The 23,080-nt window shown below is 63.1% G+C and carries 25 protein-coding genes; 15 read left to right on the top strand and 10 right to left on the bottom strand.

What is annotated here, in order from left to right; genetic code table 11:
- Window positions 1-25 precede the first annotated feature (25 nt).
- Together PG881_RS20900 and PG881_RS20895 are read right to left on the bottom strand one after the other, a co-directional pair.
- On the bottom strand, window positions 26-313 hold the full coding sequence (locus tag PG881_RS20900) for a PTS sugar transporter subunit IIB (protein WP_026142047.1): 288 nt from the start codon (window positions 311-313) through the stop codon (window positions 26-28).
- A 32-nt stretch (window positions 314-345) separates the two neighbouring features.
- Window positions 346-789, bottom strand: coding sequence for a PTS sugar transporter subunit IIA (locus PG881_RS20895; protein WP_049046508.1), 444 nt, complete (start codon window positions 787-789; stop codon window positions 346-348).
- 252 nt (window positions 790-1,041) lie between these two features.
- On the opposite strand from PG881_RS20895, the gene PG881_RS20890 reads away from it, so the two are divergent.
- The 4 genes from PG881_RS20890 to PG881_RS20875 all read left to right on the top strand — a co-directional run bounded on the left by PG881_RS20890 (window position 1,042) and on the right by PG881_RS20875 (window position 3,742).
- Window positions 1,042-2,064 carry a LacI family DNA-binding transcriptional regulator gene (locus PG881_RS20890; RefSeq protein WP_024946139.1) on the top strand — a complete coding sequence of 341 codons (1,023 nt, stop codon included), beginning with the start codon at window positions 1,042-1,044 and terminating at the stop codon, window positions 2,062-2,064.
- Between the two features lie 29 nt (window positions 2,065-2,093).
- On the top strand, window positions 2,094-3,074 hold the full coding sequence (gene acuI, locus PG881_RS20885) for an acrylyl-CoA reductase (NADPH) (RefSeq protein ID WP_043160333.1): 981 nt from the start codon (window positions 2,094-2,096) through the stop codon (window positions 3,072-3,074).
- A gap of 74 nt (window positions 3,075-3,148) precedes the next feature.
- A complete protein-coding gene (locus PG881_RS20880; RefSeq protein WP_016349017.1) occupies window positions 3,149-3,271 on the top strand; it encodes a hypothetical protein in 123 nt (40 codons plus the stop codon).
- A 129-nt stretch (window positions 3,272-3,400) separates the two neighbouring features.
- Window positions 3,401-3,742, top strand: a complete 342-nt coding sequence (locus PG881_RS20875; RefSeq protein WP_011704195.1) for a DUF2799 domain-containing protein — start codon at window positions 3,401-3,403, stop codon at window positions 3,740-3,742.
- A gap of 13 nt (window positions 3,743-3,755) precedes the next feature.
- Here PG881_RS20875 and PG881_RS20870 read toward each other — a convergent pair whose 3' ends face one another.
- On the bottom strand, window positions 3,756-3,926 hold the full coding sequence (locus tag PG881_RS20870) for a hypothetical protein (RefSeq protein ID WP_005307551.1): 171 nt from the start codon (window positions 3,924-3,926) through the stop codon (window positions 3,756-3,758).
- Window positions 3,927-4,032: 106 nt separating this feature from the next.
- A complete protein-coding gene (locus tag PG881_RS20865; protein WP_011704197.1) occupies window positions 4,033-4,467 on the bottom strand; it encodes a flagellar basal body-associated FliL family protein in 435 nt (144 codons plus the stop codon).
- A 144-nt stretch (window positions 4,468-4,611) separates the two neighbouring features.
- Here PG881_RS20865 and PG881_RS20860 point away from each other — a divergent pair, with 144 nt between their 5' ends.
- Complete coding sequence (locus PG881_RS20860; protein WP_029302639.1) at window positions 4,612-5,148, top strand: chorismate--pyruvate lyase family protein; 537 nt, start codon at window positions 4,612-4,614, stop codon at window positions 5,146-5,148.
- A complete protein-coding gene (ubiA, locus tag PG881_RS20855) occupies window positions 5,145-6,008 on the top strand; it encodes a 4-hydroxybenzoate octaprenyltransferase (protein WP_011704199.1) in 864 nt (287 codons plus the stop codon). The genes PG881_RS20860 and ubiA overlap by 4 nt, the downstream gene beginning before the upstream one ends.
- Window positions 6,009-6,072: 64 nt before the next feature.
- Here the strand turns inward: ubiA and plsB are convergent, their stop codons facing one another.
- A complete protein-coding gene (plsB, locus tag PG881_RS20850) occupies window positions 6,073-8,496 on the bottom strand; it encodes a glycerol-3-phosphate 1-O-acyltransferase PlsB (protein WP_270802628.1) in 2,424 nt (807 codons plus the stop codon).
- Between the two features lie 204 nt (window positions 8,497-8,700).
- On the opposite strand from plsB, the gene lexA reads away from it, so the two are divergent.
- The 4 genes from lexA (at window position 8,701) to dinF (ending at window position 12,307) form a co-directional block, all read left to right on the top strand.
- Window positions 8,701-9,324, top strand: a complete 624-nt coding sequence (lexA, locus tag PG881_RS20845; protein ID WP_011704201.1) for a transcriptional repressor LexA — start codon at window positions 8,701-8,703, stop codon at window positions 9,322-9,324.
- Window positions 9,325-9,763: 439 nt separating this feature from the next.
- Window positions 9,764-10,051 carry a hypothetical protein gene (locus PG881_RS20840; RefSeq protein WP_011704202.1) on the top strand — a complete coding sequence of 96 codons (288 nt, stop codon included), beginning with the start codon at window positions 9,764-9,766 and terminating at the stop codon, window positions 10,049-10,051.
- Between the two features lie 221 nt (window positions 10,052-10,272).
- A complete protein-coding gene (locus tag PG881_RS20835; RefSeq protein ID WP_016349021.1) occupies window positions 10,273-10,899 on the top strand; it encodes an SCO family protein in 627 nt (208 codons plus the stop codon).
- Between the two features lie 22 nt (window positions 10,900-10,921).
- On the top strand, window positions 10,922-12,307 hold the full coding sequence (gene dinF / locus PG881_RS20830) for an MATE family efflux transporter DinF (protein ID WP_270802626.1): 1,386 nt from the start codon (window positions 10,922-10,924) through the stop codon (window positions 12,305-12,307).
- 28 nt (window positions 12,308-12,335) lie between these two features.
- On the opposite strand, the gene trmL is transcribed toward dinF, so the two are convergent.
- The 3 genes from trmL to PG881_RS20815 form a co-directional block, all read right to left on the bottom strand.
- Window positions 12,336-12,806, bottom strand: a complete 471-nt coding sequence (trmL, locus tag PG881_RS20825; protein WP_270802660.1) for a tRNA (uridine(34)/cytosine(34)/5-carboxymethylaminomethyluridine(34)-2'-O)-methyltransferase TrmL — start codon at window positions 12,804-12,806, stop codon at window positions 12,336-12,338.
- 68 nt (window positions 12,807-12,874) lie between these two features.
- Window positions 12,875-14,230, bottom strand: a complete 1,356-nt coding sequence (locus PG881_RS20820) for an ATP-binding protein (protein WP_226032707.1) — start codon at window positions 14,228-14,230, stop codon at window positions 12,875-12,877.
- The gene (locus PG881_RS20815) at window positions 14,227-14,922 is read right to left on the bottom strand and encodes a response regulator (protein WP_016349025.1); all 696 of its coding nucleotides are present in this window, start codon (window positions 14,920-14,922) and stop codon (window positions 14,227-14,229) included. Before PG881_RS20815 ends, PG881_RS20820 begins: the two co-directional genes overlap by 4 nt.
- Window positions 14,923-15,008: 86 nt before the next feature.
- On the opposite strand from PG881_RS20815, the gene fieF reads away from it, so the two are divergent.
- The 4 genes from fieF to PG881_RS20795 all read left to right on the top strand — a co-directional run bounded on the left by fieF (window position 15,009) and on the right by PG881_RS20795 (window position 18,466).
- Window positions 15,009-15,920, top strand: coding sequence for a cation efflux pump FieF (gene fieF, locus PG881_RS20810; RefSeq protein ID WP_016349026.1), 912 nt, complete (start codon window positions 15,009-15,011; stop codon window positions 15,918-15,920).
- An 8-nt stretch (window positions 15,921-15,928) separates the two neighbouring features.
- Window positions 15,929-16,708 carry a serine O-acetyltransferase gene (gene cysE, locus PG881_RS20805; protein ID WP_011704210.1) on the top strand — a complete coding sequence of 260 codons (780 nt, stop codon included), beginning with the start codon at window positions 15,929-15,931 and terminating at the stop codon, window positions 16,706-16,708.
- Between the two features lie 21 nt (window positions 16,709-16,729).
- Window positions 16,730-18,010 carry a hypothetical protein gene (locus tag PG881_RS20800; protein ID WP_270802620.1) on the top strand — a complete coding sequence of 427 codons (1,281 nt, stop codon included), beginning with the start codon at window positions 16,730-16,732 and terminating at the stop codon, window positions 18,008-18,010.
- A gap of 246 nt (window positions 18,011-18,256) precedes the next feature.
- A complete protein-coding gene (locus tag PG881_RS20795) occupies window positions 18,257-18,466 on the top strand; it encodes a cell division protein ZapB (protein WP_016349028.1) in 210 nt (69 codons plus the stop codon).
- Window positions 18,467-18,538: 72 nt separating this feature from the next.
- On the opposite strand, the gene elbB is transcribed toward PG881_RS20795, so the two are convergent.
- Complete coding sequence (gene elbB, locus PG881_RS20790; protein WP_257686198.1) at window positions 18,539-19,189, bottom strand: isoprenoid biosynthesis glyoxalase ElbB; 651 nt, start codon at window positions 19,187-19,189, stop codon at window positions 18,539-18,541.
- Between the two features lie 400 nt (window positions 19,190-19,589).
- Between elbB and polA the strand changes: the two genes are divergently transcribed.
- A complete protein-coding gene (gene polA / locus PG881_RS20785; protein ID WP_139393492.1) occupies window positions 19,590-22,343 on the top strand; it encodes a DNA polymerase I in 2,754 nt (917 codons plus the stop codon).
- Window positions 22,344-22,422: 79 nt separating this feature from the next.
- Here polA and PG881_RS20780 read toward each other — a convergent pair whose 3' ends face one another.
- Window positions 22,423-22,962 carry a gamma carbonic anhydrase family protein gene (locus PG881_RS20780; protein WP_026080495.1) on the bottom strand — a complete coding sequence of 180 codons (540 nt, stop codon included), beginning with the start codon at window positions 22,960-22,962 and terminating at the stop codon, window positions 22,423-22,425.
- Between the last annotated feature and the right edge of the window lie 118 nt (window positions 22,963-23,080).

Here is a 23,080-nt window from a genome sequence, read left to right as displayed (position 1 = left end):
GGCCGCCCAGACAGTCGAAAAGGGGTTAGAGTGCGCCCAGCTCGCGCAGGGCGATGGCGAGTTTTTCTTTCATGGCGGCCTTGTCGACCATGTTGTCCAGCGACACCAGCCGGCCGTCAACCCCCATGCTGACCAGCTGTTCGGCGATGTCACGGGTGGCGACAAAGATCTCGGCGCGCTCGCTGCCGGCGGAGGCGAGATCCCGATGATCCACCTCGGCCGTCACGGCCAGCTCCTTGAGAATGCTCTTGATGCTCATCTCCATCATCAGGCTGGTGCCCAGGCCGTGTCCGCATACAACCAGAATCTTCATGTGCTCTTCCTCTGTCGGGCGCAGGGCGCCACTCAATAACGCGCCAGGATGCGCAAGATGTCGTCTTTGCTGGTGGCTGCCATGATGGCCGCCACGTCTTCTTCATTCATGAACAGCTCGGCCAGCTGGGCGATGGTCTCCACGTGGGAGTCGCTGTCGCTGGCGGCCAGGGTGACCAGCAGCCGGACCGGGTCGTTGCCCTCGGAGCCGAAGTTGACCCCCTCCTTCAGCACGGTCAGCGCCAGTCCCAGCCGGTTGACGCCGTCTTCCGGGCGGGCGTGGGGCATGGCCAGGCCCGGGCCCAGCACGTAGTAGGGGCCGAGCTCTTCGTGGGAGCGGTAGAGCGCCGCCACATAGGAGGGCTCTATGGTGCCGTTGGCCAGCAGGGGGGCGGTGGCCAGCTCGATGGCGTGGCGCCAGTCGCGGGCGCCCGCTTCGATGGAAATGACCTCCTCGGTCAGCAATTGGGTCAGCATGGCAATGTCCGGGCTGGATAAGATGGCGCCAATCTAGCGATCTTGCCGGCTGATAACTGTGAGCCTGATCGCGAAAGTTAGCGCTACCAGATAGCGCTAACATCGATCTGTGATAGCGCTATCATTTCTCCCATAGAAGGGATTCATCTTGCCCCTTCTCTGGCTCAAAGGAGGTAAAATCCGGTTTGAGCAAATAGTCAGTGCCCCGCTTTTGCCTTAAAGTGAGCACCCGTATGCCGAGGAAGGGAAAGGATGTCAGAAGCGAAGAAACGCCGTAGCACGGGTCGGGTGACCCTCAACGATGTGGCCCAGCTGGCCGGCGTGGGGGCCATGACGGTGTCGCGCGCCCTGCGCACCCCCGAGCTGGTGTCCGACAAGATGCGCGAGCGCATCGAGGCGGCGGTGGACGAACTCGGCTATATCCCCAACCGGGCGGCGGGGGCGCTGGCGTCCGCCACCTCCCAGACCATAGTGGTGATCGTGCCCAGCCTGACCGAGTGCGGCTGCGGCGAGGTGATCGCCGGGCTGCAGCAGACGCTGCGGGGTGAGGGTTACCAGATCATGCTGGGGGATGCCCAGCACCTCAAACAGCAGGAAGAGAGCCTGCTGACCAGCTTTCTGCAGCACAATCCGGCGGCCGTGGTGCTGTTTGGCAGCGATCCCGGCGAGACCATCCGCCAGCGGCTGCAGGCGGCCCGTCTGCCGGTGGTGGAGGTGGGGGCCATGGCCCGCAGCCCCATCGACATGAACGTCGGGGTCTCCAACTTCGATGCCGGCTACCAGCTGACCCGTCATCTCATCGAGCGCGGCTACCGCAATATCGGTTTTCTCTGCGCCCGCCAGGAGCAGTGGATGCTGCAGCAGCGCATGCAGGGCTGGCAGAAGGCGCTGCTGGACAACTACCTCTCCCCCGACGCCATCATCAACACCTCGGAGCGGCCCAGCTTCAGCACGGGGGCGGCCATGCTGGGGGAGTTCCTGCTGCGCTGGCCCGAACTGGATGCGCTGGTCTGCGTCAACGACGAGCTGGCGGCCGGGGTGCTGTTCGAATGCCAGCGCCGCCACCTGAACGTGCCGGGCAAGCTCGCCATCGCCGGTTTCGACGATCTGGACGTGGCGCGCGCCTGCTATCCGGCCCTCACCTCGGTCCGCATCCCCTATCAGCGGATGGGGCAGGAGGCGGCCGATCTCATCCTGCGTCAGCTGGCCGGTGAACCCGTCATGGGCTCGGCGCTGACCCTCGATTTCCAGCTGCAGAAGCGGCAAAGCAGCTGACCCCTTTCACACTCATCAAAGAGGCAACCATGTTCAAGGCTCTGTTACTGGAAAACCAAGACGGCAAGACGGTGCCGACCCTGACCCGGCTGGACGAGAGCCAGCTGCCGGCCGGCGAGGTGCGGGTGGCGGTGAGCTACAGCTCCCTCAACTACAAAGACGGGCTGGCCATCACCGGCAAGGGCAAGATAGTGCGCCAGTGGCCGCTGGTGCCCGGCATCGACTTCGCCGGTACCGTGCTCGAGTCTGCCGACGACCGCTATCAACCGGGCGACAAGGTAGTGTTGACCGGCTGGGGCGTGGGGGAAGGGCACTGGGGCGGCATGGCCGAACAGGCACGGGTCAAGGCCGACTGGCTGGTGCCGCTGCCGGCCGGGCTGGATGAGCGCCAGGCCATGTGCATCGGTACTGCCGGTCTGACCGCCATGCTCTGCGTGCTGGCGCTGGAAGAGGCGGGAGTGACCCCGCAGAGCGGCGAGATCCTGGTGACCGGCGCCGCCGGCGGGGTGGGATCCACCGCCGTTGCCTTGCTGGCTGCGCTGGGTTATCAGGTGGCAGCCCTGACCGGCCGTCCAGAGGAGCAGGGCGAGCTGTTGACCGCGCTCGGCGCCAGCCGCATCGTGCCGCGCAGCGAGCTGCTGGAGCCCGCCAAGCCGCTGGAGAAGCAGCTGTGGGCCGGGGCGGTCGATACCGTCGGCAGTCAGGTGCTGGCCAAGTTGCTGGCCCAGATGAACTACGGCGGCGCCGTGGCGGCCTGCGGGCTGGCGGGTGGCTTCGATCTGCCCACCAGCGTGATGCCCTTCATCCTGCGCAACGTGCGGTTGCAGGGGGTCGATTCGGTGATGTGCCCGCTGGCGCGCCGCCAATTGGCGTGGCAGCGACTGGCGCGGGATCTGCCCGCCAGCTTCTTTGCGCAGGCGGTCACCGAGATCGGGCTGGAGCAGGTGGCGGAGGCCGCCGAAGCCATCACCCAAGGGCAAATCGCGGGGCGCACCCTGGTCAAACTTTGATCCAGCCCTGACTGGCGAGCCCCATTTTTCTGGATAGACTTTGAGTGCGGGTGCACTATCCAAGGAGAATGAGCATGGGTGGACACAAGCCGGATTACGATCTCGATGACGATTGGGAGCCGGAATCCTGGGAAGAAGAGCTGGATGAATGGGAAGACGAGAGCTGGCAGGATGATGACCCTCTCGACGACCAGTAATCCGCGTATTGAATACACAGGCGGGCCTCGGGCCCGCCTGTTTTTTTGGGCGGCTCACAGGAATGGGGAGAGGTGCTTGGAGGGGGCTGCTGCTCTGGCTAGAATGAACTGCCCAAACGACACTCAAGGATGATTATGCGACTCTCGGTGATAGTGTTTGCCGTTCTGCTCGGGGGCTGCGCCTCCCATTCGGACGATCCGTGCGAGAAGGTGTGGAGCGAGGTGGGGGAGGCCGACGGCAAGCTGGGCTTTACCGCCGAGCGGGTCGAGTTTCATCAGGCCCAGTGCGGTGAGAAGGTGGATGCCGAGCTGTGGAAACAGGGGCATCAGAAGGGACTGGCCTGGTATTGCCGGCCGGAGCACCTCTATCTGGCGGGCCGTTCCGGTGGCGAGTATCGCGGGGTCTGCCCCAATGACGTCCAGGCGCGCCGGCTGTTCGAGCAGGGCCGCCAGGGCTGGACCGATCAATAGCCGGGCTGGCGGCTCAGGCTTCTTTCTCTTTCAACCGCAGCGGCTGACACAGATAGCTCTTGTCGTTGGCGCTGCGGGCACACTTGCCGCAGACGAACTTGGGTTTGCGCACGATTTTGCGCAGGGTCTTGAGATCGGCCGGGATCTCGCTGCGCCGCCATTCACACAGGGTCTTGTTGCCCATCTCGAACTACCTCGACAACTCGGTGGGCCCTAGTGTAATCAATTTTCATTTCTAAAACAGCGAGCGGGCCAGGATGATCTCGCTGCCCGCTCGTGGTGACGGGAGATTACTGATAGAGGAACTTGGTAAAGATCAGCTCGCGCACCGCCTTCTTGCCGGTCTCCTTCACCAGCAGCTCGTTGGCCCGGGTCTGGCACTCCTTGCGCAGGTCTTCGCGGCTGACCAGAGACTTGATCTGGTCGGCACTCTTGCTGCCCATCAGCCGGATGATGGCGTCACGAATGAGGGGGTCATGCTGCTCCAGCAGCTTGAGGTCGGCCTCGTTCTCGGCCATCAACTCCACCGTCACCCGGACGTAGCCGAGGGTTTTGCCATCGCTCAGGTAGTTGGTGATGATGTCGGGATCCAGCAGGTGATAGAAGAAACCCGGCTTGGCGGCGGCAGCTTCCCCTTCTGCAGGGGCTTCCCCCCCTTCGGAGGCATAGGCCTGAAGTGCACCGCAGCTTAGCAACAACACCAGCAGAAATTTGAATAGCTTCATAGGATGGCTCATCAGCAAGAGATACCCCATTTTTGATGCTGCCATCGGGGCCGTCAAGCACGGATGTTCTTACAATTCTCGATTGATTTACGGATAATAAACCGGATTTTAACCTGATAACGGAAATCTCCGGATGGTGAAGCTGTGAAGTCCGAGTTGACTGTTCCCCTTGCCCGGCTCGTGCCCTGGCAGACGCCCGCGCAGTGCGAGCCGCCCGAGGCCTTGCTGCCCTGGTTGCTGGAGGCCGATTCCATGACCCGGCGCCTGCGCCGCCACAATCGCCATTTCTCGGTACAACTGTTCGGCAATCGCAGCGTCGCCCTCGACGCCGACGAGCAGCAGCTGGTGGTCGCCGAGCAGCCCATGGGGCTGTGCCGCGAGGTGATCCTGCACGGCGATCATGGGCCGGCCGTACTGGGCTGGACCCTGTTTGCCGAAGCCGCCCTGCAAGAGAGCGGTCTGCGCGAGCTGGGTGAGCAACCCCTGGGTGAACGTATCTTTGGTGACGAGCCTGCCCGGCGCGATCACCTGCAACTGGCCTGTTTCGAGATTGCGAGCAATCCCTGGTGTCCGGCCGGCATCGTCTGGGGACGTCGTTCCCGTCTGTTTCTGGGGCAATGGCCACTGCTGGTCCATGAACTCTTCTTGCCCTCTCTGTCATGCAACAAGGAGCTGGAGTGAATCTGTTAACCAAGGAGCGGGGACTAGCCTACGTGCAGTTGGCCCGCATCGACAAGCCCATCGGTACCCTGCTGCTGCTGTGGCCGACCCTGTGGGCACTGTGGCTGGCGGCTGACGGCCTGCCGGATCTCTGGACCCTGCTGGTGTTCGTGGTGGGGGTGTTTCTGATGCGCTCCGCCGGTTGCGTCATCAACGACTATGCGGATCGCAACTTCGACGGTCACGTGAAGCGCACCGCCGGCCGACCGCTGCCCATGGGCAAGGTCAAGCCGCGGGAGGTGCTGGCGCTGTTTGCGGTGCTGGCGCTCATCTCGTTCGCCCTGGTACTGACCATGAACCCGCTCACCATCGGCCTGTCGTTCGCGGCCCTGCTGCTGGCGGTCTGCTACCCCTTCATGAAGCGATACATCCCGATCCCCCAGCTGGTGCTCGGCATGGCCTTCTCCTGGTCGATTCCCATGGCCTATGCGGCCCAGGCCAATGCCCTGCCGGCGGTGGCCTGGCTGGTGTTTCTCGCCAACCTGCTGTGGACCATCGCCTACGACACCCAGTACGCCATGGTGGATAGAGACGACGACCTCAAGCTCGGCCTCAAGTCGAGTGCCATCCTGTTCGGCCGCCACGACAAGCGGATCATCGGCGCGCTGCAGCTGCTGACCCTGCTGATTCTGCTGCTGGTGGGGCAGTTAAGCGAGCTGGGCTCCAGCTACTACTGGTCGCTGCTGGCGGCGGCGGCGCTGTTCGTCTATCAGCAGCGGCTGATCCGCGAGCGGCAGCGGGAGGCCTGCTTCCAGGCATTTCTCAACAACAACTACGTGGGGGCGCTGATCTTTGCCGGGGTAGTGATCAACTACCTGTGAGTCAACCCCATCATGAAAAAAGGCCGCATGTTGCGGCCTTTTTTATGGTGTCGTGCGAGCGGGGTCAGAGCCGGTTGCCGGCCTGGATGGTGCGTCGGATCTTGGTGCTCAGCAGCGGCACTATGTTGTCGGCCAGCGCCTGGAAGCGGCCCAGATCCGGCTTGCAGCCCGGGTCGAGGTAGCCTTCGCTGCGCAGGGTGTGGATCAGGGTGCTGAACAGCTTCTGGTCGAAGAACTCAGGGGCGTTGATGCCGTGCAGGGTGCCGAGGCGCTCCGCCATCATCAGGCCGTCCGCCTCCAGCTGCTCGGCCTCGATGCGGGGCTGGGCCAGCACCCGGGTCAGCACGATGGCGTAGCGCTGCAGAGTCTCCTGAATGCTCTCGGCCAAGAGCAGCAGGCAGGTCTGGTTGACCGGATTGACCCAGAAGCCGCCGTCGCGGGCCTCGATCAGCTGCTGGCGCTGCAGTTCGGCCAGCAGGGCATCGACCAGCTCCGGCAGCTCGTCCTCTTCATAGCGCAGGAACAGCTCGGTCTTGAGCAGCGGGTAGATGTCGATGCAGCGGGCAACGATCTCGCTGCGGGAGATCCCCTCGCAGCGCTCGATCAGCGCCGCCACCAGGGAGGGCATGGCGAACAGATGGAGGATGTTGTTGCGGTAGTAGGTCAGCAGGATCGCCTGATAGCGGTCCAGGCTGACGATCTGGCCCAGCTTGTCCTCGCTCACCTCGAACTTGTTGAGCTCCATGGCCTGATCCAGCAGGGTCTTGGCATCCTCGTCCGGGATAGTGCTGTGCGGGCTGTAGGGCACCTGCTTGAGCAGATCCAGATAGGTGTTGAGCTGGGCCTGCAGTTCGTCGCGGGTCAGGGCGTGGCGCTCGGCGGCCAGCAGTGCCAGCGCGCTCAGGGTCAGGCCGTTGACGGCGGCGGCCCCGTTGATGCGGGTCATCAGCAGCTCGGCCAGCTGGTTGACGGTGGGCGCCATCCACTCGGGACGCTCCTCCTCGCCGATGTGCTCCTTCCAGCTGGGCACGTGTTCGTTGAGGTAATTGTTGAGGGTCAGCGGCTCACCGAAGTTGACGAAGCCGCGGCCGTAGTTGCGCAGCTTGCGCAGGATGCCGAGCACCTGCAGGAAGCTCTCCTTCTCCTTGCGGCTGCCCTTGAGCTCGTTGTGGTAGGTGTTCACCTCCATCACATGCTCGTAGCCCAGATAGACGGGCACCAGGGTCACCGGTCTGTCCAGCCCGCGCATCATGGCCTGCAGGGTCATCGCCAGCATGCCGGTCTTGGGCGGCAGCAGGCGGCCGGTACGCGAACGCCCGCCCTCGGTGAAGAACTCCACCGAATAGCCCTTGGCAAACAGCAGATTGAGGTATTCCCGGAATACCGTGCTGTAGAGCGGATTGCCCTTGAAGGTACGGCGGATGAAGAAGGCGCCGCCGTGGCGGAAGATCGGGCCCGCCGGCCAGAAGTTGAGGTTGATGCCCGCCGCGATGTGGGGCGGCACCATCCCCTGGTGATAGATGACGTAGGAGAGCAGCAGATAGTCCATGTGGCTGCGATGGCAGGGCACATAGACGATCTCGTGCCCTTCCTGGGCCAGCTGGCGCACCTTCTCGGCGCCGTTGACGGAGAGGCCGCGGTAGAGCTTGTTCCACAGCCAGCCGAGGAAGCTCTCGCCAAGCCGGATCAGCCGGTAGGAGAAGTCGGAGGCGATCTCGTCCATGTAGCCGTGGGCCCGTTTCTGGGCTTTCTCCAGGCTGATCCCCTCGCGCTGTGCTTCTTCCTCGATGGCCTGCTGAATGACGTTCGAATCGAGCAGCTGTTTGAACAGCAGGTTGCGGTTGGGCAGCTTGGGGCCGGTAGCGGCCAGCTGCTGGCGGCTGAAGTGGGTGCGGGCAACCCGCGCCAGCTTGTGGGCGATGGCCTCGTCGGTGCCGTGCTTGTCCGCCATGTGACGCAGGGAGAGCGGCGGGGAGAAGCGCACCAAGTTCTCACGTCCTTTCAGGATCACGATCAACGCCTTCTTGAGGCGGTTTGGCGCCAGGCTGCTGATGATGTTCCAGCCGGAGGCTTCCTCGCCTTCCCGACCGGGCGCGCGGCCCCAGAACAGGGTGACGGGTACCACCTGGATATCCAGCGCCGGATCCTGTTTGTGCAGATCCAGCAGCTGGTGGAACTCCTGCATGAAGGGCAGCGGCTTGCTGCGCTTGCCGAACAGGGGAGGCGGACGGTCCAGACAGACATAACGGGGCAGCAACTGGCCGTTCAGCTCCAGCGGGGTGAAGGGGCCGGGCAGGCCGAGATCCTCGCAGCACTGTTGCAGGGTCATCAGGTCGGTGATCGAGCTGGTCTTCAGGGCGTAGACGATGGGTCTGGCCGGATCCAGCTTGAGCTCGGTGATGGGGTTTTCCGGCAGGCTCTTGTGATTGACCAAGCCGCTGACCGGCCATTGCAAGATGGCTCTGGAAATGTTCTGTCCAAGGGACATGTGCGTCTGCTCTCCAAAAAAATGCGGCGTGAGCATAGCAAATCACCGACTGCTTGTCGCCGAGAGGTACGATGAGTCGGCTGCGCGGGATCAAATCTGCAGCAAATGAGCGCCGGGTCGCGACAAATGTCAGCTGCGCCTTGCCTTGGCCACTGCACTGTATATACTGCCAGTGTGCTGTATAAAAAGACAGGTGCCCATGCTATGAAACCCCTTACTCCCCGCCAGGCCGAAGTGCTGGAGTTGATCAAGGCGAACATGAACGAAACCGGCATGCCGCCGACTCGCGCCGAGATAGCCCAGAAGCTTGGTTTCAAGTCGGCCAATGCGGCCGAGGAACATCTGAAGGCCCTGGCCAAAAAGGGGGTCATTGAGATCATGCCGGGCACGTCCCGCGGCATTCGCCTGTTGCTCGAAGAGGAAGAGCCGCTGGAAGAGAGCGGTCTGCCGCTGATCGGCAAGGTGGCCGCCGGCGAGCCCATCCTGGCGCAGGAACACATCGAGAGCCACTACCAGGTGGATCCGGCCCTGTTCCACCCGCGGGCCGACTTCCTGCTGCGGGTACAGGGCATGAGCATGAAGAACATCGGCATTCTGGATGGCGACCTGCTGGCGGTGCACAAGACCCAGGAGGTGCGCAACGGCCAGGTGGTGGTGGCACGGCTCGACGAGGATGTCACCGTCAAGCGCTTCCAGCGCAAGGGCAGCCAGGTGTGGCTGCTGCCGGAGAACGAAGAGCTCTCCCCCATCGAGGTGGATCTCTCCTGTCAGCAGCTCACCATCGAGGGGCTGGCGGTCGGCGTCATTCGCAACGCCGACTGGATGTAATCCTTGTCATGAAACGGCCTCCTGCGGGAGGCCGTTTCGTTTCTGTACTCCTTTCCCCATGATTTCAATCAGATCCTGATACCCGCTACTTTTGTCTGCGGGCGGCGGCCGCAGGCGATTCATTTCAGATATATCATTTGGTAAGGCGGACTCGTTGGCTTGAGCCGCCCCCGCTGCTCGCCATGACGCGCGTTATCCAGATCGCTGGTAGCAGGAACCCGGAGGGCAGCAGGGAAAAACAACAGCCTCGTGCGGTGTGCAGCGCACACCTGGCAAAGAGGCGCTTGCGGGATAGAAGGGAGAGTGGTCAGCAGGGCGCCGGCAGTCGGCCCCGCAGCGGCACACTCGCGCAGTCGACACGCGGCAGTCATTGACTCATTCACCCCGGTGGTGATGGGCGGTGCCGGTTGGCGTGACCTGTTGATCGAGGAGGACAGGTATGGCTTCAAGCTCGCCATGGGATCCGGGTCTGGCATCGCCCGTTTCTTCCATCACCCGTTTCATCAAGGGTAACCGGATGACCCGTTTCTATGCCCTCTGGGTACACCACAAGGGTGCCTGCTGGACCATCTGGCTGGGGTGCCCCAAGGACAAGATTGTCCGGCTGGTGCGCCTGTTTCACAGCCATCATGACGGCGGGCTAGCCGACGCCCCCTGGACCGCACCCGTCATCCCGCTGCGGGCACAGTCCAGACGCCCGCATGAGCGGCGCCGACAACAGCCGTGAGCGTCACTGCTTCTTGCGCAGCCCCACCTTATGGTGGGGCTGCTGTTTTGGGCGGGTTCGGGCCGATATCACCGGCCCTTGCGTCATCTTCTGACGGAAGTTGGCCAGCGAACGGGCATCCGGTACAAGGGGGTGACCGGTCCGGCGCCGGCTGGGTTACAATGGCTCTTCCATTCGGGCCCGGTTGGCGGGTATGTCGAAGTGAAAGGGTCTGTTCTCTTATGGTTAAACCGCGTTACCCCTTGCTGTTTCTGCTGCTGGTCGGGGGCATGATGGCCGGATTTTACTGGAACCAGCCCTCTCTGCCCGAGCATGCCGACTACTACCCGGCGGGGCGGGACATCAATCCGTTCGCCTTCACCGATCAGGATGGCCAACCTTTCGTCCCCGCTAGCCTGACTGGCCACTGGACCTTCCTGTTCGTCGGCTACACCTTCTGTCCCGACATCTGCCCGACCACCCTGGCGGATCTGCGTTCCGTCTACCCCGAGCTGAAAAAGATCGCCCCGAACAGCCAGGTGGTATTCATCTCGGCGGATCCGCAGCGGGACGATGTGGCCCGTCTCAAGACCTATACCGCCTTCTTCAATCCGGAGTTCAAGGCGGCGACCGGCCCCCACGACAAGTTGTTCCCCTTCGTGCGCAATCTGGGGCTCATCTACTCCATCGCCGACCAGGGTGAGAAGGATTACCTGATCGACCACTCCGCCTCCATCGTGCTGATCAATCCGGCCGGCAAGCTGGAGGCCGTGTTTCGCCCCCGTCTGAGCGAGGGCAGTGTGCCCAGAGTCGTGATGGCGAGCATGGTGTCGGACTTTGCCAAGATAGTGCGGCTGGACGACGCATGATGAGCAACGGACTCCCTGCGACATGCTGACCCCCGTCTGGTGGCGGGACGGGCGGCGCCACCGCGCCGTGTTTGCCCTGGCCCTGCCCATGGTGTTTTCCAATGTCACCACTCCGCTGCTGGGGCTGGTGGATACCTGGGTGATCGGTCATCTCAGTCAGGCCTGGTTCCTCGGCGGCGTGTCGGTCGGCGCCACCCTCATCAACCTGCTGTTCTGGCTGCTCGGCTTCTTGCGGATGTCCACCACGGGGCTGACCGCCCAGGCTCATGGCGCCAGCAGCCCGGCCGGCCAGCTCGACACCCTGGCCCGTGCGCTGGGGCTCGCCGTCGGGCTGGGAGTGGTGTTGCTGCTGCTGTTGCTGCCGCTGATCCCCACTCTTATTGCCCTCAGCGGTGGCTCCGCCGAGGTGCAGCACTATGCCGCCGAGTATGTTTCGGTGCGGGTCTGGAGCGCTCCGGCGGCGCTCTGCAACCTGGTGATCATGGGCTGGCTGCTGGGCATGCAGGATGCGCGCAGCCCCATGCTGCTGCTGATCTTCACCAACCTGGTCAACATGGGGCTCGATGCCTGGTTCGTGCTGGGACTGGGCTGGCAGGTGAAGGGGGTCGCCGCCGCCTCGCTGCTGGCGGACTACAGCGCGCTCGGATTGGGGCTCTGGCTGGTGAGCCGTCACCTGCGCCGGCTGGCCGCATCGGCGTGGCAGGGGGCCTGGCAGCGCTGGCGCCAGTGGCCCGCACTGCTGCGACTGCTGGCCCTGAACCGGGACATCTTCATCCGCTCCCTCTGCCTGCAACTCTGTTTCGCCTTCATGACCCTGCAGGGTGCCAGGCTGGGGGATGTGGCGGTGGCGGCCAATGCGGTGCTGCTCAACTTCCTGATGCTGATCTCCTACGGGCTGGACGGCTTCGCCTACGCGGTGGAGGCCATGGTGGGCCGCGCCATCGGGCGGCGGGATCGGCAGGGGTTGCGGGAGGCCATCGTCCTCAATCTCGGTTGGGCGCTGCTGATCGCCCTGACGTTCAGCCTGTTGTTTGCGGTGGGCGGCAGCCGGCTGATCGCGCACATCACCGATCTGCCGGCGGTGATCGCCGCCGCCAATGCGCAGCTGCCCTGGCTCATCGCCATGCCGCTGCTGGCGGTCTGGTGCTTCCTGCTGGACGGGGTCTTCATCGGGGCGACCCGGGCGCGGGAGATGCGCAACAGCATGCTGGTGGCGGCACTGTGCGGCTTCTTCCCGGTTTGGTGGCTCTGTCAGGGTTGGGGCGTGGCGGCCTTGTGGGCCGCGATGGCGGCCCTGATGGCGGGGCGTGGGTTGACGCTGGGCTGGCTCTGCTGGCAGCTGGAGCGCGATGGCCGGTTGCTGCACTCAGCCCACGGGGTGGGAGAGGCGCAGCAGACGTCTTCCTGACGTCAGCGCCTGCCTGGAGCTGTCGGGTTTACTCCTGCAGCGAGCCGGCATAGCCCAGCTGGCGCCAGCTTTCGTAGACGAATACCGCCACCGCATTGGCGAGGTTCATGCTGCGGCTCTGGGGCAGCATGGGGATGCGCAGCCGCTGCTCGAACGGCAGGCTCTCGATGATCTCGATGGGTAGGCCGCGGCTCTCGGGCCCGAACAGCAGGGCATCACCTGCGGCAAACTGCACCGCCGAATGGGCGGTGCGCCCCTTGGTGGTACAGGCGAATACCCGCGTCGGCGCCACCGCCTCGATAAAGGCCTCGAAGTTCGGCCAGCGCTTCACCTCGGCAAACTCGTGGTAGTCGAGCCCCGCCCGCTTCACCCGCTTGTCATCCCACTCAAACCCCAGCGGCTCTATCAGGTGCAGTCGATAGCCGGTGTTGGCGCAGAGGCGGATGATGTTGCCGGTGTTGGGCGGAATTTCCGGTTGGTAGAGCACGATGTCGAGCATGACGGCGTCCTGATGGGGCGAAAAGGGCGCCAGCATACCCAGCGCCCGTGCGGATGAAAAGAGTCTGCTCAGCCGATGGGCAGGCGGATGGTGATGGTCAGCCCGGCCGGTTGATTGCTGCTGGCGCGGATGGTGCCGCCGTGGCGCGCAATGGCCTCCGCGGCGATGGCCAGCCCCAGCCCGGTGCCGCCGGTCTTGGCGTTGCGGGCATCATCCACCCGAAAGAAGGGCAGGAACAGCTGGGCCTGCTGCTCCACCGGCACGCCAGGTCCGTCGTCGCGTATGGTCATCACCCACTCCAGTCCCTCCCGATACCAGTCCACCTTGATGAACTCGCGGGCGTATTTGAGCGCGTTGCGCAGTGGATTCTCCAGTGCCCTAGCCAGCAGATCGGGCCACATCCGCAGCGATTCAGCCGGCAGCGGTGGCAGCCGGAGCTGCTTGCCGCTCTGGTTGGCCTCGAACATGGCGTCGTCCAGGATGGGCTCCAGCAGCTCGGCCAACGGCATCACCACCGGCGCTTCCACATGCTGCTGTACCCGCGACAGGTCGAGCAGGTCGCCGATCAGCTTGTCGAGCCGGCCGATCTCCGATTCGATCCGTACCAGCTCGTTGCTGTCCCCCTGTTTGCGGCGGATCAGCGCCTGCGCCAGCTGAATGCGGGTGAGCGGGCTGCGCAGCTCGTGGGAGATGTCGGAGAGCAGCTGTTTCTGCTTCTGGATCATGTTCTTGAGGGTATCGACCATGTGGCTGACGTGATCCGCCAGCTGGCCGATCTCGTCCCGCCGTCCCAGGTTGGGGATCTGCGCTTCCAGATTACCCTCCGCCAGCTGGGAGACCGACTGCTGCAGTTGCAGGATGGGGCGGGTCAGCCGCCAGGCCAGCAGCAGACAGAGCGGGGTGCTGACCAGCATGGCGATGCCGAGGATCTGGATCGGGTGATCCAGGATCTGGATGAACAGGAACAGATAGGAGTTCTCGACGTTGAGGCCGAAGTAGATGTGATAGACCTGGCCGTGATGCGTCATCTGGAAGGGGCCGGCGATGGCCCGCTTGTGCTCGCTGCCCAGCATGGGCTTGGCCGGGTTGTCCGAGTCGAGCATGAAACGGATCACGAACTTGCTCAGGCGGGTGCTGGACTGCATCTGTCCCTTGGCATCGCGCAGATAGATGTTGTCGACCGGCAGCAGGCCGGCGGCATCGATGGCTTGGGCCAGATCGAAATCCTGATTGGGGTCGGCCCCCTTCTGCAGTGCCTTTAGGTTGTTGTTGAGGCGGGTGATCTCGTGGGCCGGCAGCGGAATGATGTTGCGGGGATCCAGGGTCGGCAGGATCACCACGGCGGCCACCACCAGCAACAGCATGAACCAGAACCAGAGGAAGATCTGGGTGGAGAGACCGTTGAAGGTGCGGGCGGTTCTCATGCCTGTTCCAGCCACAGATAGCCCCTGCCGCGCACCGTCTTGAAGCGGGGTTGGCCATCGGTGCGCTCAGGCAGCTTCTTGCGCAGGTTGCTCAGGTGCATGTCGATGGCACGATCGAAGGGCTCGAGTTTCTTGCCGAGCACCAGCTCGGAGAGCTGGCTCTTGCTGACGATCTGGCCAGGGTTGCGCAGCAGGCACTCCAGCAGGCCGAATTCGGTGGCGGTCAGCTCCAGCAGTTCGCCGTGGCAGCTGGCCTGTTGCAGGCCGGGTTGCAGCACCAGATCCATGAAGCGCACCTCTTCCGAGCTGCCGCCGCGCTGGGGCTGGGTGCCCTGGGTACGGCGCAAGATGGCGCGCACCCGGGCCAGCAGCTCCCGATCGTCGAACGGCTTGGCGAGATAGTCGTCAGCCCCGGCCTCCAGCCCGTTGACCCGATCCTGGCTGTCGCCACGGGCGGTCAGCATCAGCACCGGGGTGTCGTGGGTCTTGCGCAGTCGGGCCAGCATGGCGAAGCCGTTGAGCTTGGGCATCATCACGTCCAGCAGCACCAGGTTGAAGTGCTGTTCGGCCAGCCGTTGCAAGCCCTCTTCGCCATCCTCGGCGACGGTCACCTGGAAGCCTTCCAGGGTCAGAATTTCGGTGAGCAACTGGGTCAGCTCGAGATCGTCGTCGACCAGGAGTATTTTGTGCATCTGAAGTCATTCCGCTGATTTTTCGCGCCAATCCGGCGTCGGGGTCAGGGTATAATAGATTTTTAACCGCAAGAGGAAAGCCGGTTTTGAGCCATCAACAATATTCCCGCTGGGTGACGCTGGCCAGCATGGCCGCCGTCACGACCGCCACCCTGCTGATCACCGGCAAGCTGATCGCCTGGCTGATGACCGACTCCTCGAGCCTGCTGGCCTCCCTCACCGACTCCTTCATGGACGTGAGCGCCTCCATTATCAACCTGCTGGCGATCCGCTATGCCCTGTCACCGGCCGATGACGAACACCGCTTCGGCCACGGCAAGGCGGAGTCGCTGGCCGGGCTGATCCAGGCGGCCTTTATCTCCGGTTCCGCCCTGCTGCTGGTGATGCACGGCATCTCCTCCCTGCTCAAACAGGCGCCGCTGGAGCGGCTCGAGGCGGGTCTGTGGGTCAGCGGTGGCTCCATCGTGCTGACCCTGCTGCTGGTCAGCTTCCAGAGCCTGGTGATCCGCAAGACCAACAGCGTGGCCATCAAGGCCGACATGCTGCACTACCGCTCCGACCTGCTGCTCAACGGCGGCGTGCTGCTGGCACTGGTGCTGGCGGGGCAGGGCTGGTATTGGGCCGACGGCCTGTTTGCCATCCTGATCGGGCTGTTCCTGCTGTGGGGGGCGCTGCACATCGGCTATGAATCGGTGCAGGCGCTGCTCGATCGTCAGTTGCCAGCCGAGGAACAAGCGAGAATAATGGCCCTCTGCTGTGACGTCGAAGGTGTACACGGGGTGCATGATCTGCGCACCCGCCAATCCGGTCCGACCCGTTTCGTGCAGTTGCATCTGGAACTGGACGATCAGCTCCCTCTGGTCAAGGCCCATCAGATTGCCGATGAAGCCGAACTGGCGGTTCGTCAGGCGTTCGAGCGCATGGATGTCATCATTCATATGGACCCCATCTCCGTGGTGCACAAGGAACAGCAAGGCACTCCCTCAGAACAACAGTAGGCTGCAACATGGATGATCTGGTTGCCAGAACCTGGCAAAAAATTCAGCAAGAAGCGGCGAGCATGGCGACCGAAGAGCCCATGCTGGCCAGCTTCTTCCACTCCACCATTCTCAATCACAAGAACCTGCGTTCGGCCCTCAGCTTCCAGCTGGCCAACAAGCTCGACAGCGCCACCATGCCCGCCATCGCCCTGCGCGAGGTGATCGAGCTGGCCCTGCGCAGCGAGCCTGAGCTGCTGGCGGTCGTGGCGGCCGACATCTGTGCGGTGCAGGAGCGCGACCCGGCGGTCGATCTCTTCTCCACCCCGCTGCTCTACCTCAAGGGATTCCATGCCCTGCAGGGCTACCGGGTCGCCAACTGGCTGTGGCGCCAGGGGCGTCGCTCGCTGGCGCTCTACCTGCAGAACCAGATTTCTGTGGTGTTCGGGGTCGACGTGCACCCGGCCGCCCGTATCGGCAAGGGCATCATGTTTGATCACGCCACCGGCATAGTGGTCGGCGAGACGGCGGTGATCGAGGACGATGTCTCCATCCTGCAGAGCGTCACCCTGGGCGGTACCGGCAAGGAGAGCGGCGATCGCCACCCCAAGATCCGGGAAGGGGTGATGATAGGGGCGGGTGCCAAGGTGCTCGGCAACATCGAGGTGGGTATGGGGGCCAAGATTGGCGCCGGCAGCGTGGTGATCAACCCGGTGCCGCCGCACACCACGGTGGCGGGCGTACCCGCCAAGATCGTGGGTCGTCCGGAGTGCGACAAGCCTTCGCTGGACATGGATCAGTGTCTCTGATCCCCTGACCGAGGTGCATCGATGGCCAAGCGCTGGTCGGGTTATCTGATCCTGGGGATGTGGCTGCTCAATCTGCTGCACCTCTATCTGGGATTCTCCCCCTGGCCGGCGGCCATCGCGGCCTGGGGGGCCTCGCTGCTCACCTGGCCCTGGCTGGTGGGGGCGGCGCGGCGCCAGGCGCTGGCCCTGTACGGAGCGGCGCTTGCACTGCTGATCTTCTCCTGCTGGCGGGGGGCAAGCCTCACCGCCGGTGACTGGCTGCTGCCCAACATCAACATGCTCACCATGTTTGCGGCGGTGAGCACCCTCAATCTCGCCACCTCGGGTCTCTTGACCGGCACCACCTCATGGCAAGGTCGCAAAGGGCTGTGGAGCACCATGGCCAGCCTCAACCTGCTGGGGGCCGTCATCAACCTCTCGGTGCTATTCATCATCGGTGATCGGCTGGAGCGTAACGGCACCCTTGAGCGGCGTCAGGTGCTGGTGCTGAGCCGGATCTTCTGCGCGGCGGCCTTCTGGTCCCCCTTCTTCGTCGCCATGGCGGTGGCGCTCACCTATGCACCCGGCCTGCAGCTGTCGCGCATCCTGCCGTTCGGGGTGGTGGCGACCCTGCTGGCGATGGGGCTGACCGCCTGGCAGGTGGAGCGGCTGGGGGTGGCGGACTTTGCCGGCTATCCGCTGCGGCTGCAGACCCTGGGATTACCGGTGGCACTGGCCCTGCTGGTACTGCTGATCAAGCAGATCTGGCCGGATCTCGGCATCCTGGCGGTGATCGCCCTGGTGGCGCCATTGCTGGCTTTTGCCTTCATGCCGAGCGCGGGGCGCGGCCCGGCCCTCAAACGGCAGGTGGTGGAACGCTTCCCCGCCATCGGTGGCCAACTGGTGCTGTTTCTGGGGGCGGGTCTGCTGGCCGCCGGCATCAACAGTGCGTTGTCGGTGCTCGAGCTGGGTGGCGGCCACGGTTTGCCCTTCTTCCATCACTTCGGTTGGCTGGAGTCTTCGCTCACCCTGTTGCTGATCCTGCTGGTGGCCATCGTCGGAGTGCACCCGCTCATCAGCATCTCAGGATTGGCGCCGCTGCTGTGGCCGCTCTCGCCGGATCCCAGCCTGCTCGGCATGTGCTTCCTGCTGGGTTGGGGGCTGGCCACCGGTACCAGTCCGCTCTCCGGCTCCAACCTGGCGCTGGCCTCCCGCTACAACCTGAGTGCCGGGGCTATTCTGCGCGGCAACCTGCTCTACGGCTTGCTGATGTACGGGGCCGCCTGTCTGCTGCTGGGGGCCTATATCGCCCTGCACGCCTGATGATGCGGGCTTTCGGCAAGGGGGTGCAGGGCGGTTGTGCAGGGGTGGGGTGGCGACTTGTGCGGGGCCGGCCGTGGCCCGGGCGCAGGATGCGAGAAAAATAGACGCATATTTAGGCAATACATCCATGGAAGGCGCATTTTACAGCGCACCGGCTTGTTTGTGCCGATAGGCTCGGGGTATGCTGGCTTCACGCGCTTGAATCGCCCTCTGTGGGGCATCGCAATTGAACATACAGGTATGCATATGTCACTAGAAGTCCTTGAGCAACTCGAATCCAAAGTACAATCCGCCGTCGACAACATCTCCCTGCTGAAGATGGAGCTGGACGAGCTGAAAGAGCAGAACAACAAGCTGCAAGACGAGAACCATCAGCTGCGCAACGAGCACGTCGCCTGGCAAGAGCGTCTGCGTGCCCTGCTGGGCAAGATGGACCAGATGGGCGAAAGCATCTGAGTCGTCGCCATCCGCGAGAATTGAAAACGGGCCGCTCCATGAGCGGCCCGTTTGTTTGGGTCAGTCTGGCAATCAGAGTGCCAGCAGCTGTTTGACGGTCTTCTCGATGCCGTCCGCCGCTTCCACTATGTTGTTGGCCAGCATGTAGGCGGGGGTGGAGATCACCTTGCGCTCCTGATCCACCACGAACTCGTTGACCGGGCAGTTGAGGTGGCTGCCTCCCATCGCCTCGATGGCGTTGGCGGTGCCCTCGTCGTGGCCTATGGTGGCCAGGGTGCCGGCGCCATAGATGAGCGGGATCATGGCCGGTGCGATGCAGATGTAGGCGGCCGGCTTGCCGGCCTTGGCGAAGCTCTGGCACGCCTTCAGTACATCCGGCTGGATTTGGCACTCGGCCCCCTTGATGGCGAAGTCGCACAGGTTCTTGGCGGCGCCAAAGCCACCCGGCACCAGCAGGGCATCGTAGTCGGCCGCATCCAGCTCGGCCACGTCCCTTATCTGGCCGCGGCAGAGGCGGGCCGCTTCGACCAGCACGTTGCGGTGCTCGCCTTCACTCACTTCCCCGGTCAGGTGGTTGATCACATGGAGCTGTGGAACATTGGGAGCGAAGCACTGGACTGCTGCGCCCTGCCTGGCCAGCGCCAGCAGACTGATGACGGCCTCGTGGATTTCGGCCCCGTCAAAGACGCCACAGCCACTCAAGATCACGGCCACTTTTTTCATGACAGACTCCTCGTTGTTGAAAATGTGAGCCAGAATGGATTGTTGTACTTTTGTATGGTTATCGTTCGTCCTCAGCTGGTCAAGTCATCTTGCTGTGCTAGGATTGTTTCGTTTTGGATCCTGCCGTACTTACTCCCTTAAATTTTTTTCCACATTGATCGAGATCATTCAAGTCGTCTCGCGATCGGTTTTTAAGTGCGCAACCAATTGTTATTTATTGGTTTTTATATTTTTGTGCACAGTTTTATCACTGTGGTTCATACTGCCCCCCATTTTTGAGCACAGAGTTATCCACAGATTGATGGCCTGTGAGGATCCACTGGCAGGGTCTTTGCCCCCCTTGGTGTGAGGGGGGCCCTGTGGCATCCTAGCGGCTGTTTATCTCTGGCAGGACGATTTCATGGCCCCTAGCAATCCCCTTATTCTGGTCGACGGCTCTTCATATCTTTACCGCGCCTTCTTTGCCTCCCAGCAGGCCGATCTGCGCACCTCGACCGGTTTGCCGAGCGGCGCCGTCCGTGTCATGGCCAACATGATGCGCAGCCTGCGCAAGCAGTACCCCGACTGCCACGTGGCCGTGGTGTTCGATGCCAAGGGCAAGACCTTCCGCGACGACATCTATCCCGAATACAAGGCCAACCGGGCCAGCATGCCGGACGATCTGCGCAGCCAGGTCGCGCCTATCCATCAGATGATCAAGGCGATGGGCTTCCCCTTCCTGATGGTGGAAGGGGTGGAGGCTGACGATGTGATCGGCACCCTGGCCCGCCAGGCGACCGAGAAGCAGCTGCCGGTGCTGATCAGCACTGGCGACAAGGACATGGCGCAGCTGGTCTCCGACCATGTCACCCTGATCGACACTATGAAAGACGTGAAGACCGATCGGGAAGGGGTGATCGAGAAGTTCGGCGTACCGCCCGAGCTCATCATCGACTACCTGGCCCTGATGGGGGACAAGGTGGATAACATTCCCGGCATGACCGGCGTCGGCGAGAAGACCGCACTGGCCCTGCTGCAAGGGATCGGCAGCATCGACGAGATCGCCGCCAACCTCGACAAGGTGGCTGCGCTCGGTTTCCGTGGCTCCAAGGCGTTCGCCGACAAGTTCCGCGAGCAGGAAGAGCAGGTGCGCCTCTCCTATGTGCTTGCGACCATCAAGACCGATGTGGCGCTGGAACAGAGCCTGGAAGAACTGCAGCTCGGCCCCATCGACAAAGAGGCTCTGCTGGCGGTCTATCGTGAGTACGAGCTGCGCAACCTGATCAAAGAGTTGGAATCCGGCGGCGCTGAGGAGAGCGAAGCCGAAAGTGATGATGAAGGTGCCGCCCCGGTAGCCGCCATCGAGACCGACTATCGCTGCATCCTGGACGAGGCCGAATTCGACGAGTGGCTGGCCCGTCTGCAGGCGGCGCCGTTGTTTGCCTTCGACACCGAGACCACCAGTCTCGACTATATGGAAGCGCGCGTCGTGGGCGTCTCCTTTGCCATCGAGCCGGGCAAGGCGGCCTACGTCCCCTTCGGTCACGACTATCTGGGGGCGCCGGTGCAGCTGACCGAGGCCGTGGTGCTGGGCAAGCTCAAACCGCTGCTGGAAGATCCGACCCGTCTCAAGGTGGGGCAGAACCTCAAGTACGATCGCAACGTGCTGCTCAATCACGGTATCGAGCTGCAGGGCATCGCCTACGACACCATGCTCGAATCCTATGTGCTCAACTCCACCGCCAGCCGCCACGACATGGATTCGCTGGCCCGCAGGTATCTGAACGCCGAGACCATCTCGTTCGAGGATATCGCCGGCAAGGGGGTCAAGCAGCTTACCTTCAACCAGATTGAACTGGAGCAGGCGGCTCCTTACGCGGCGGAAGATGCCGACATCACCCTGCGTCTGCATCAGGCGCTGTGGGGCAAGCTCTCTGCCGAGCCGGGCCTCGCCAAAGTATTCAGCGAGATCGAACTGCCACTGCTGCCGGTGCTGGCGCGAATGGAGCGACTCGGTACCACCATCGAGCCCAAACTGCTGCACCAGCAGAGCCAGGAGATCGAAGTGCGTCTGGCAGAGCTGGAGAAACAGGCTCACGAGCTGGCCGGGCAGGAGTTCAACCTCTCCTCGCCCAAGCAGCTGGGGGAGATCCTCTTCACCAAGCTGGGGCTGCCGATCATCAAAAAGACTCCCAAGGGAGCCCCATCCACTGCGGAAGAGGTGCTGGCCGAGCTGGCGGAGACCTATGAGCTGCCGCAACTGCTGATGGAGCACCGTGGGCTGGCCAAGCTCAAGTCCACCTACACCGACAAGCTGCCGCTGATGATCAAGCCGCAGACCGGGCGGGTGCACACCTCCTATCATCAGGCGGTGGCGGCGACCGGCCGGCTCTCCTCCACCGATCCCAACCTGCAGAACATCCCGGTACGCAACGAACAGGGGCGCCGCATCCGGCAGGCCTTCATCCCGTGCGCCGGTTACAAGCTGGTGGCGGCGGACTACTCCCAGATCGAGCTGCGCATCATGGCGCACCTCTCCGGTGACAAGGGGTTGCTGACCGCCTTCGCCGAGGGCAAGGACATCCACAAGGCGACCGCCGCCGAGGTGTTCGGGGTCGCGCTCGAGGCGGTGACCAGCGACATGCGCCGCAGTGCCAAGGCGATCAACTTTGGTCTCATCTACGGCATGAGTGCCTTCGGTCTGGCCAAGCAACTGGGGATCGGTCGTGCCGAAGCGCAGAAGTACATGGATCTCTACTTCGAACGCTACCCGGGCGTGCTGGAGTACATGGAGCGCACCCGCCAGCAGGCGGATGCTCAGGGTTATGTCGAGACTCTGTTTGGCCGTCGCCTCTATCTGCCGGATATCAAGTCCCGCAATGCCGGTCTGCGCAAGGCGGCTGAACGGGCCGCCATCAACGCCCCCATGCAGGGTACGGCCGCCGACATCATCAAGCGGGCCATGATCAACGTGGATGGCTGGATCCGCGGAATTGAAGACCAGTCGATCCGCATGCTGATGCAGGTGCACGATGAACTGGTGTTCGAGATCCGCGAAGAGAAGCTGGAGGAGTACATTGCCATCATCAAGGAGAAGATGTCAGCCGCAGCCGAGCTGCATGTGCCGCTGGTGGTGGAGGCGGGTACCGGTGACAACTGGGATCAGGCCCACTGACCCTGTCTGACGCTCATATAGCTATATAAGAAGAGAAGCCCGGCATGATGCCGGGCTTCCTGTTTGTGGTGGCGGGGTGTCAGGCCTCTTGCAGATACTCGTCCTTGAGTAGTACATAGTTGTCGGCCGAGGTCTTGAGGAAGGCGATCTCGGCCGGCTTGAGGGCACGAGCCTGCTGGACCGGATTGCCCATATAAAGAAAGCCTGCCTCGAGCCGCTTGCCTGGCGGCACCAGGCTGCCCGCCCCGATCATCACATCGTCTTCAACGATCACCCCATCCAGCAGGATGGCACCCATGCCGACCAGCACCCGGTTGCCGATGGTGCAGCCGTGCAGCATGGCTTTATGACCGACCGTGACATCCTCGCCGATCAGCAGTGGATAGCCGCCGGGGTTGCTGGCGCTCTTGCGGGTCAGGTGCAGCACTGTACCGTCCTGAATATTGCTGCGCGCACCGATGCGGATATGGTTCACATCCCCCCGCGCTGCCACCATGGGCCAGATACTGGCATCGTCACCCAGCTGGATATCCCCCACCAGGGTGGCGCAGGGGTCCACATATACCCGTTTGCCCAATTGCGGGCGCTTTCCCTTGTAAGGTCTCAGTCGCAAGTCCATCTCGGCCTCCTTGTTTTCGGCCATTCTAGCAATTCGAGACCGGTTTCTGTGGATAAGTTTGTATAAAAGCTGTGCTTGGATATGAATAACTAAAAAAGTGCAGTTTTTTGCAATTTTA

Origin of the sequence: Aeromonas sp. QDB54, assembly GCF_027707385.1 — a bacterium.
In the GTDB taxonomy this organism is placed as follows: domain Bacteria; phylum Pseudomonadota; class Gammaproteobacteria; order Enterobacterales; family Aeromonadaceae; genus Aeromonas; species Aeromonas hydrophila.
The sequence above is the reverse complement of the archived record's forward strand: the minus strand, read 5'-3'. Positions and strand labels throughout refer to the sequence as shown.

Excerpts from the sequence above, each read along its gene's own strand:
- PG881_RS20865 (WP_011704197.1), bottom strand. The coding sequence starts at position 4,467 with ATGAAGCTATTCAAATTTCTGCTGGTGTTGTTGCTAAGCTGCGGTGCA.
- acuI (WP_043160333.1), top strand. The coding sequence starts at position 2,094 with ATGTTCAAGGCTCTGTTACTGGAAAACCAAGACGGCAAGACGGTGCCG.
- elbB (WP_257686198.1), bottom strand. The coding sequence starts at position 19,189 with ATGAAAAAAGTGGCCGTGATCTTGAGTGGCTGTGGCGTCTTTGACGGG.
- PG881_RS20895 (WP_049046508.1), bottom strand. The coding sequence starts at position 789 with ATGCTGACCCAATTGCTGACCGAGGAGGTCATTTCCATCGAAGCGGGC.
- PG881_RS20880 (WP_016349017.1), top strand. The coding sequence starts at position 3,149 with ATGGGTGGACACAAGCCGGATTACGATCTCGATGACGATTGGGAGCCG.
- dinF (WP_270802626.1), top strand. The coding sequence starts at position 10,922 with ATGCTGACCCCCGTCTGGTGGCGGGACGGGCGGCGCCACCGCGCCGTG.
- PG881_RS20840 (WP_011704202.1), top strand. The coding sequence starts at position 9,764 with ATGGCTTCAAGCTCGCCATGGGATCCGGGTCTGGCATCGCCCGTTTCT.
- PG881_RS20780 (WP_026080495.1), bottom strand. The coding sequence starts at position 22,962 with ATGGACTTGCGACTGAGACCTTACAAGGGAAAGCGCCCGCAATTGGGC.
- polA (WP_139393492.1), top strand. The coding sequence starts at position 19,590 with ATGGCCCCTAGCAATCCCCTTATTCTGGTCGACGGCTCTTCATATCTT.
- PG881_RS20900 (WP_026142047.1), bottom strand. The coding sequence starts at position 313 with ATGAAGATTCTGGTTGTATGCGGACACGGCCTGGGCACCAGCCTGATG.
- PG881_RS20875 (WP_011704195.1), top strand. The coding sequence starts at position 3,401 with ATGATTATGCGACTCTCGGTGATAGTGTTTGCCGTTCTGCTCGGGGGC.
- PG881_RS20795 (WP_016349028.1), top strand. The coding sequence starts at position 18,257 with ATGTCACTAGAAGTCCTTGAGCAACTCGAATCCAAAGTACAATCCGCC.
- PG881_RS20870 (WP_005307551.1), bottom strand. The coding sequence starts at position 3,926 with ATGGGCAACAAGACCCTGTGTGAATGGCGGCGCAGCGAGATCCCGGCC.
- trmL (WP_270802660.1), bottom strand. The coding sequence starts at position 12,806 with ATGCTCGACATCGTGCTCTACCAACCGGAAATTCCGCCCAACACCGGC.
- PG881_RS20815 (WP_016349025.1), bottom strand. The coding sequence starts at position 14,922 with ATGCACAAAATACTCCTGGTCGACGACGATCTCGAGCTGACCCAGTTG.
- plsB (WP_270802628.1), bottom strand. The coding sequence starts at position 8,496 with ATGTCCCTTGGACAGAACATTTCCAGAGCCATCTTGCAATGGCCGGTC.
- PG881_RS20820 (WP_226032707.1), bottom strand. The coding sequence starts at position 14,230 with ATGAGAACCGCCCGCACCTTCAACGGTCTCTCCACCCAGATCTTCCTC.
- lexA (WP_011704201.1), top strand. The coding sequence starts at position 8,701 with ATGAAACCCCTTACTCCCCGCCAGGCCGAAGTGCTGGAGTTGATCAAG.
- PG881_RS20800 (WP_270802620.1), top strand. The coding sequence starts at position 16,730 with ATGGCCAAGCGCTGGTCGGGTTATCTGATCCTGGGGATGTGGCTGCTC.
- cysE (WP_011704210.1), top strand. The coding sequence starts at position 15,929 with ATGGATGATCTGGTTGCCAGAACCTGGCAAAAAATTCAGCAAGAAGCG.
- PG881_RS20890 (WP_024946139.1), top strand. The coding sequence starts at position 1,042 with ATGTCAGAAGCGAAGAAACGCCGTAGCACGGGTCGGGTGACCCTCAAC.
- PG881_RS20835 (WP_016349021.1), top strand. The coding sequence starts at position 10,273 with ATGGTTAAACCGCGTTACCCCTTGCTGTTTCTGCTGCTGGTCGGGGGC.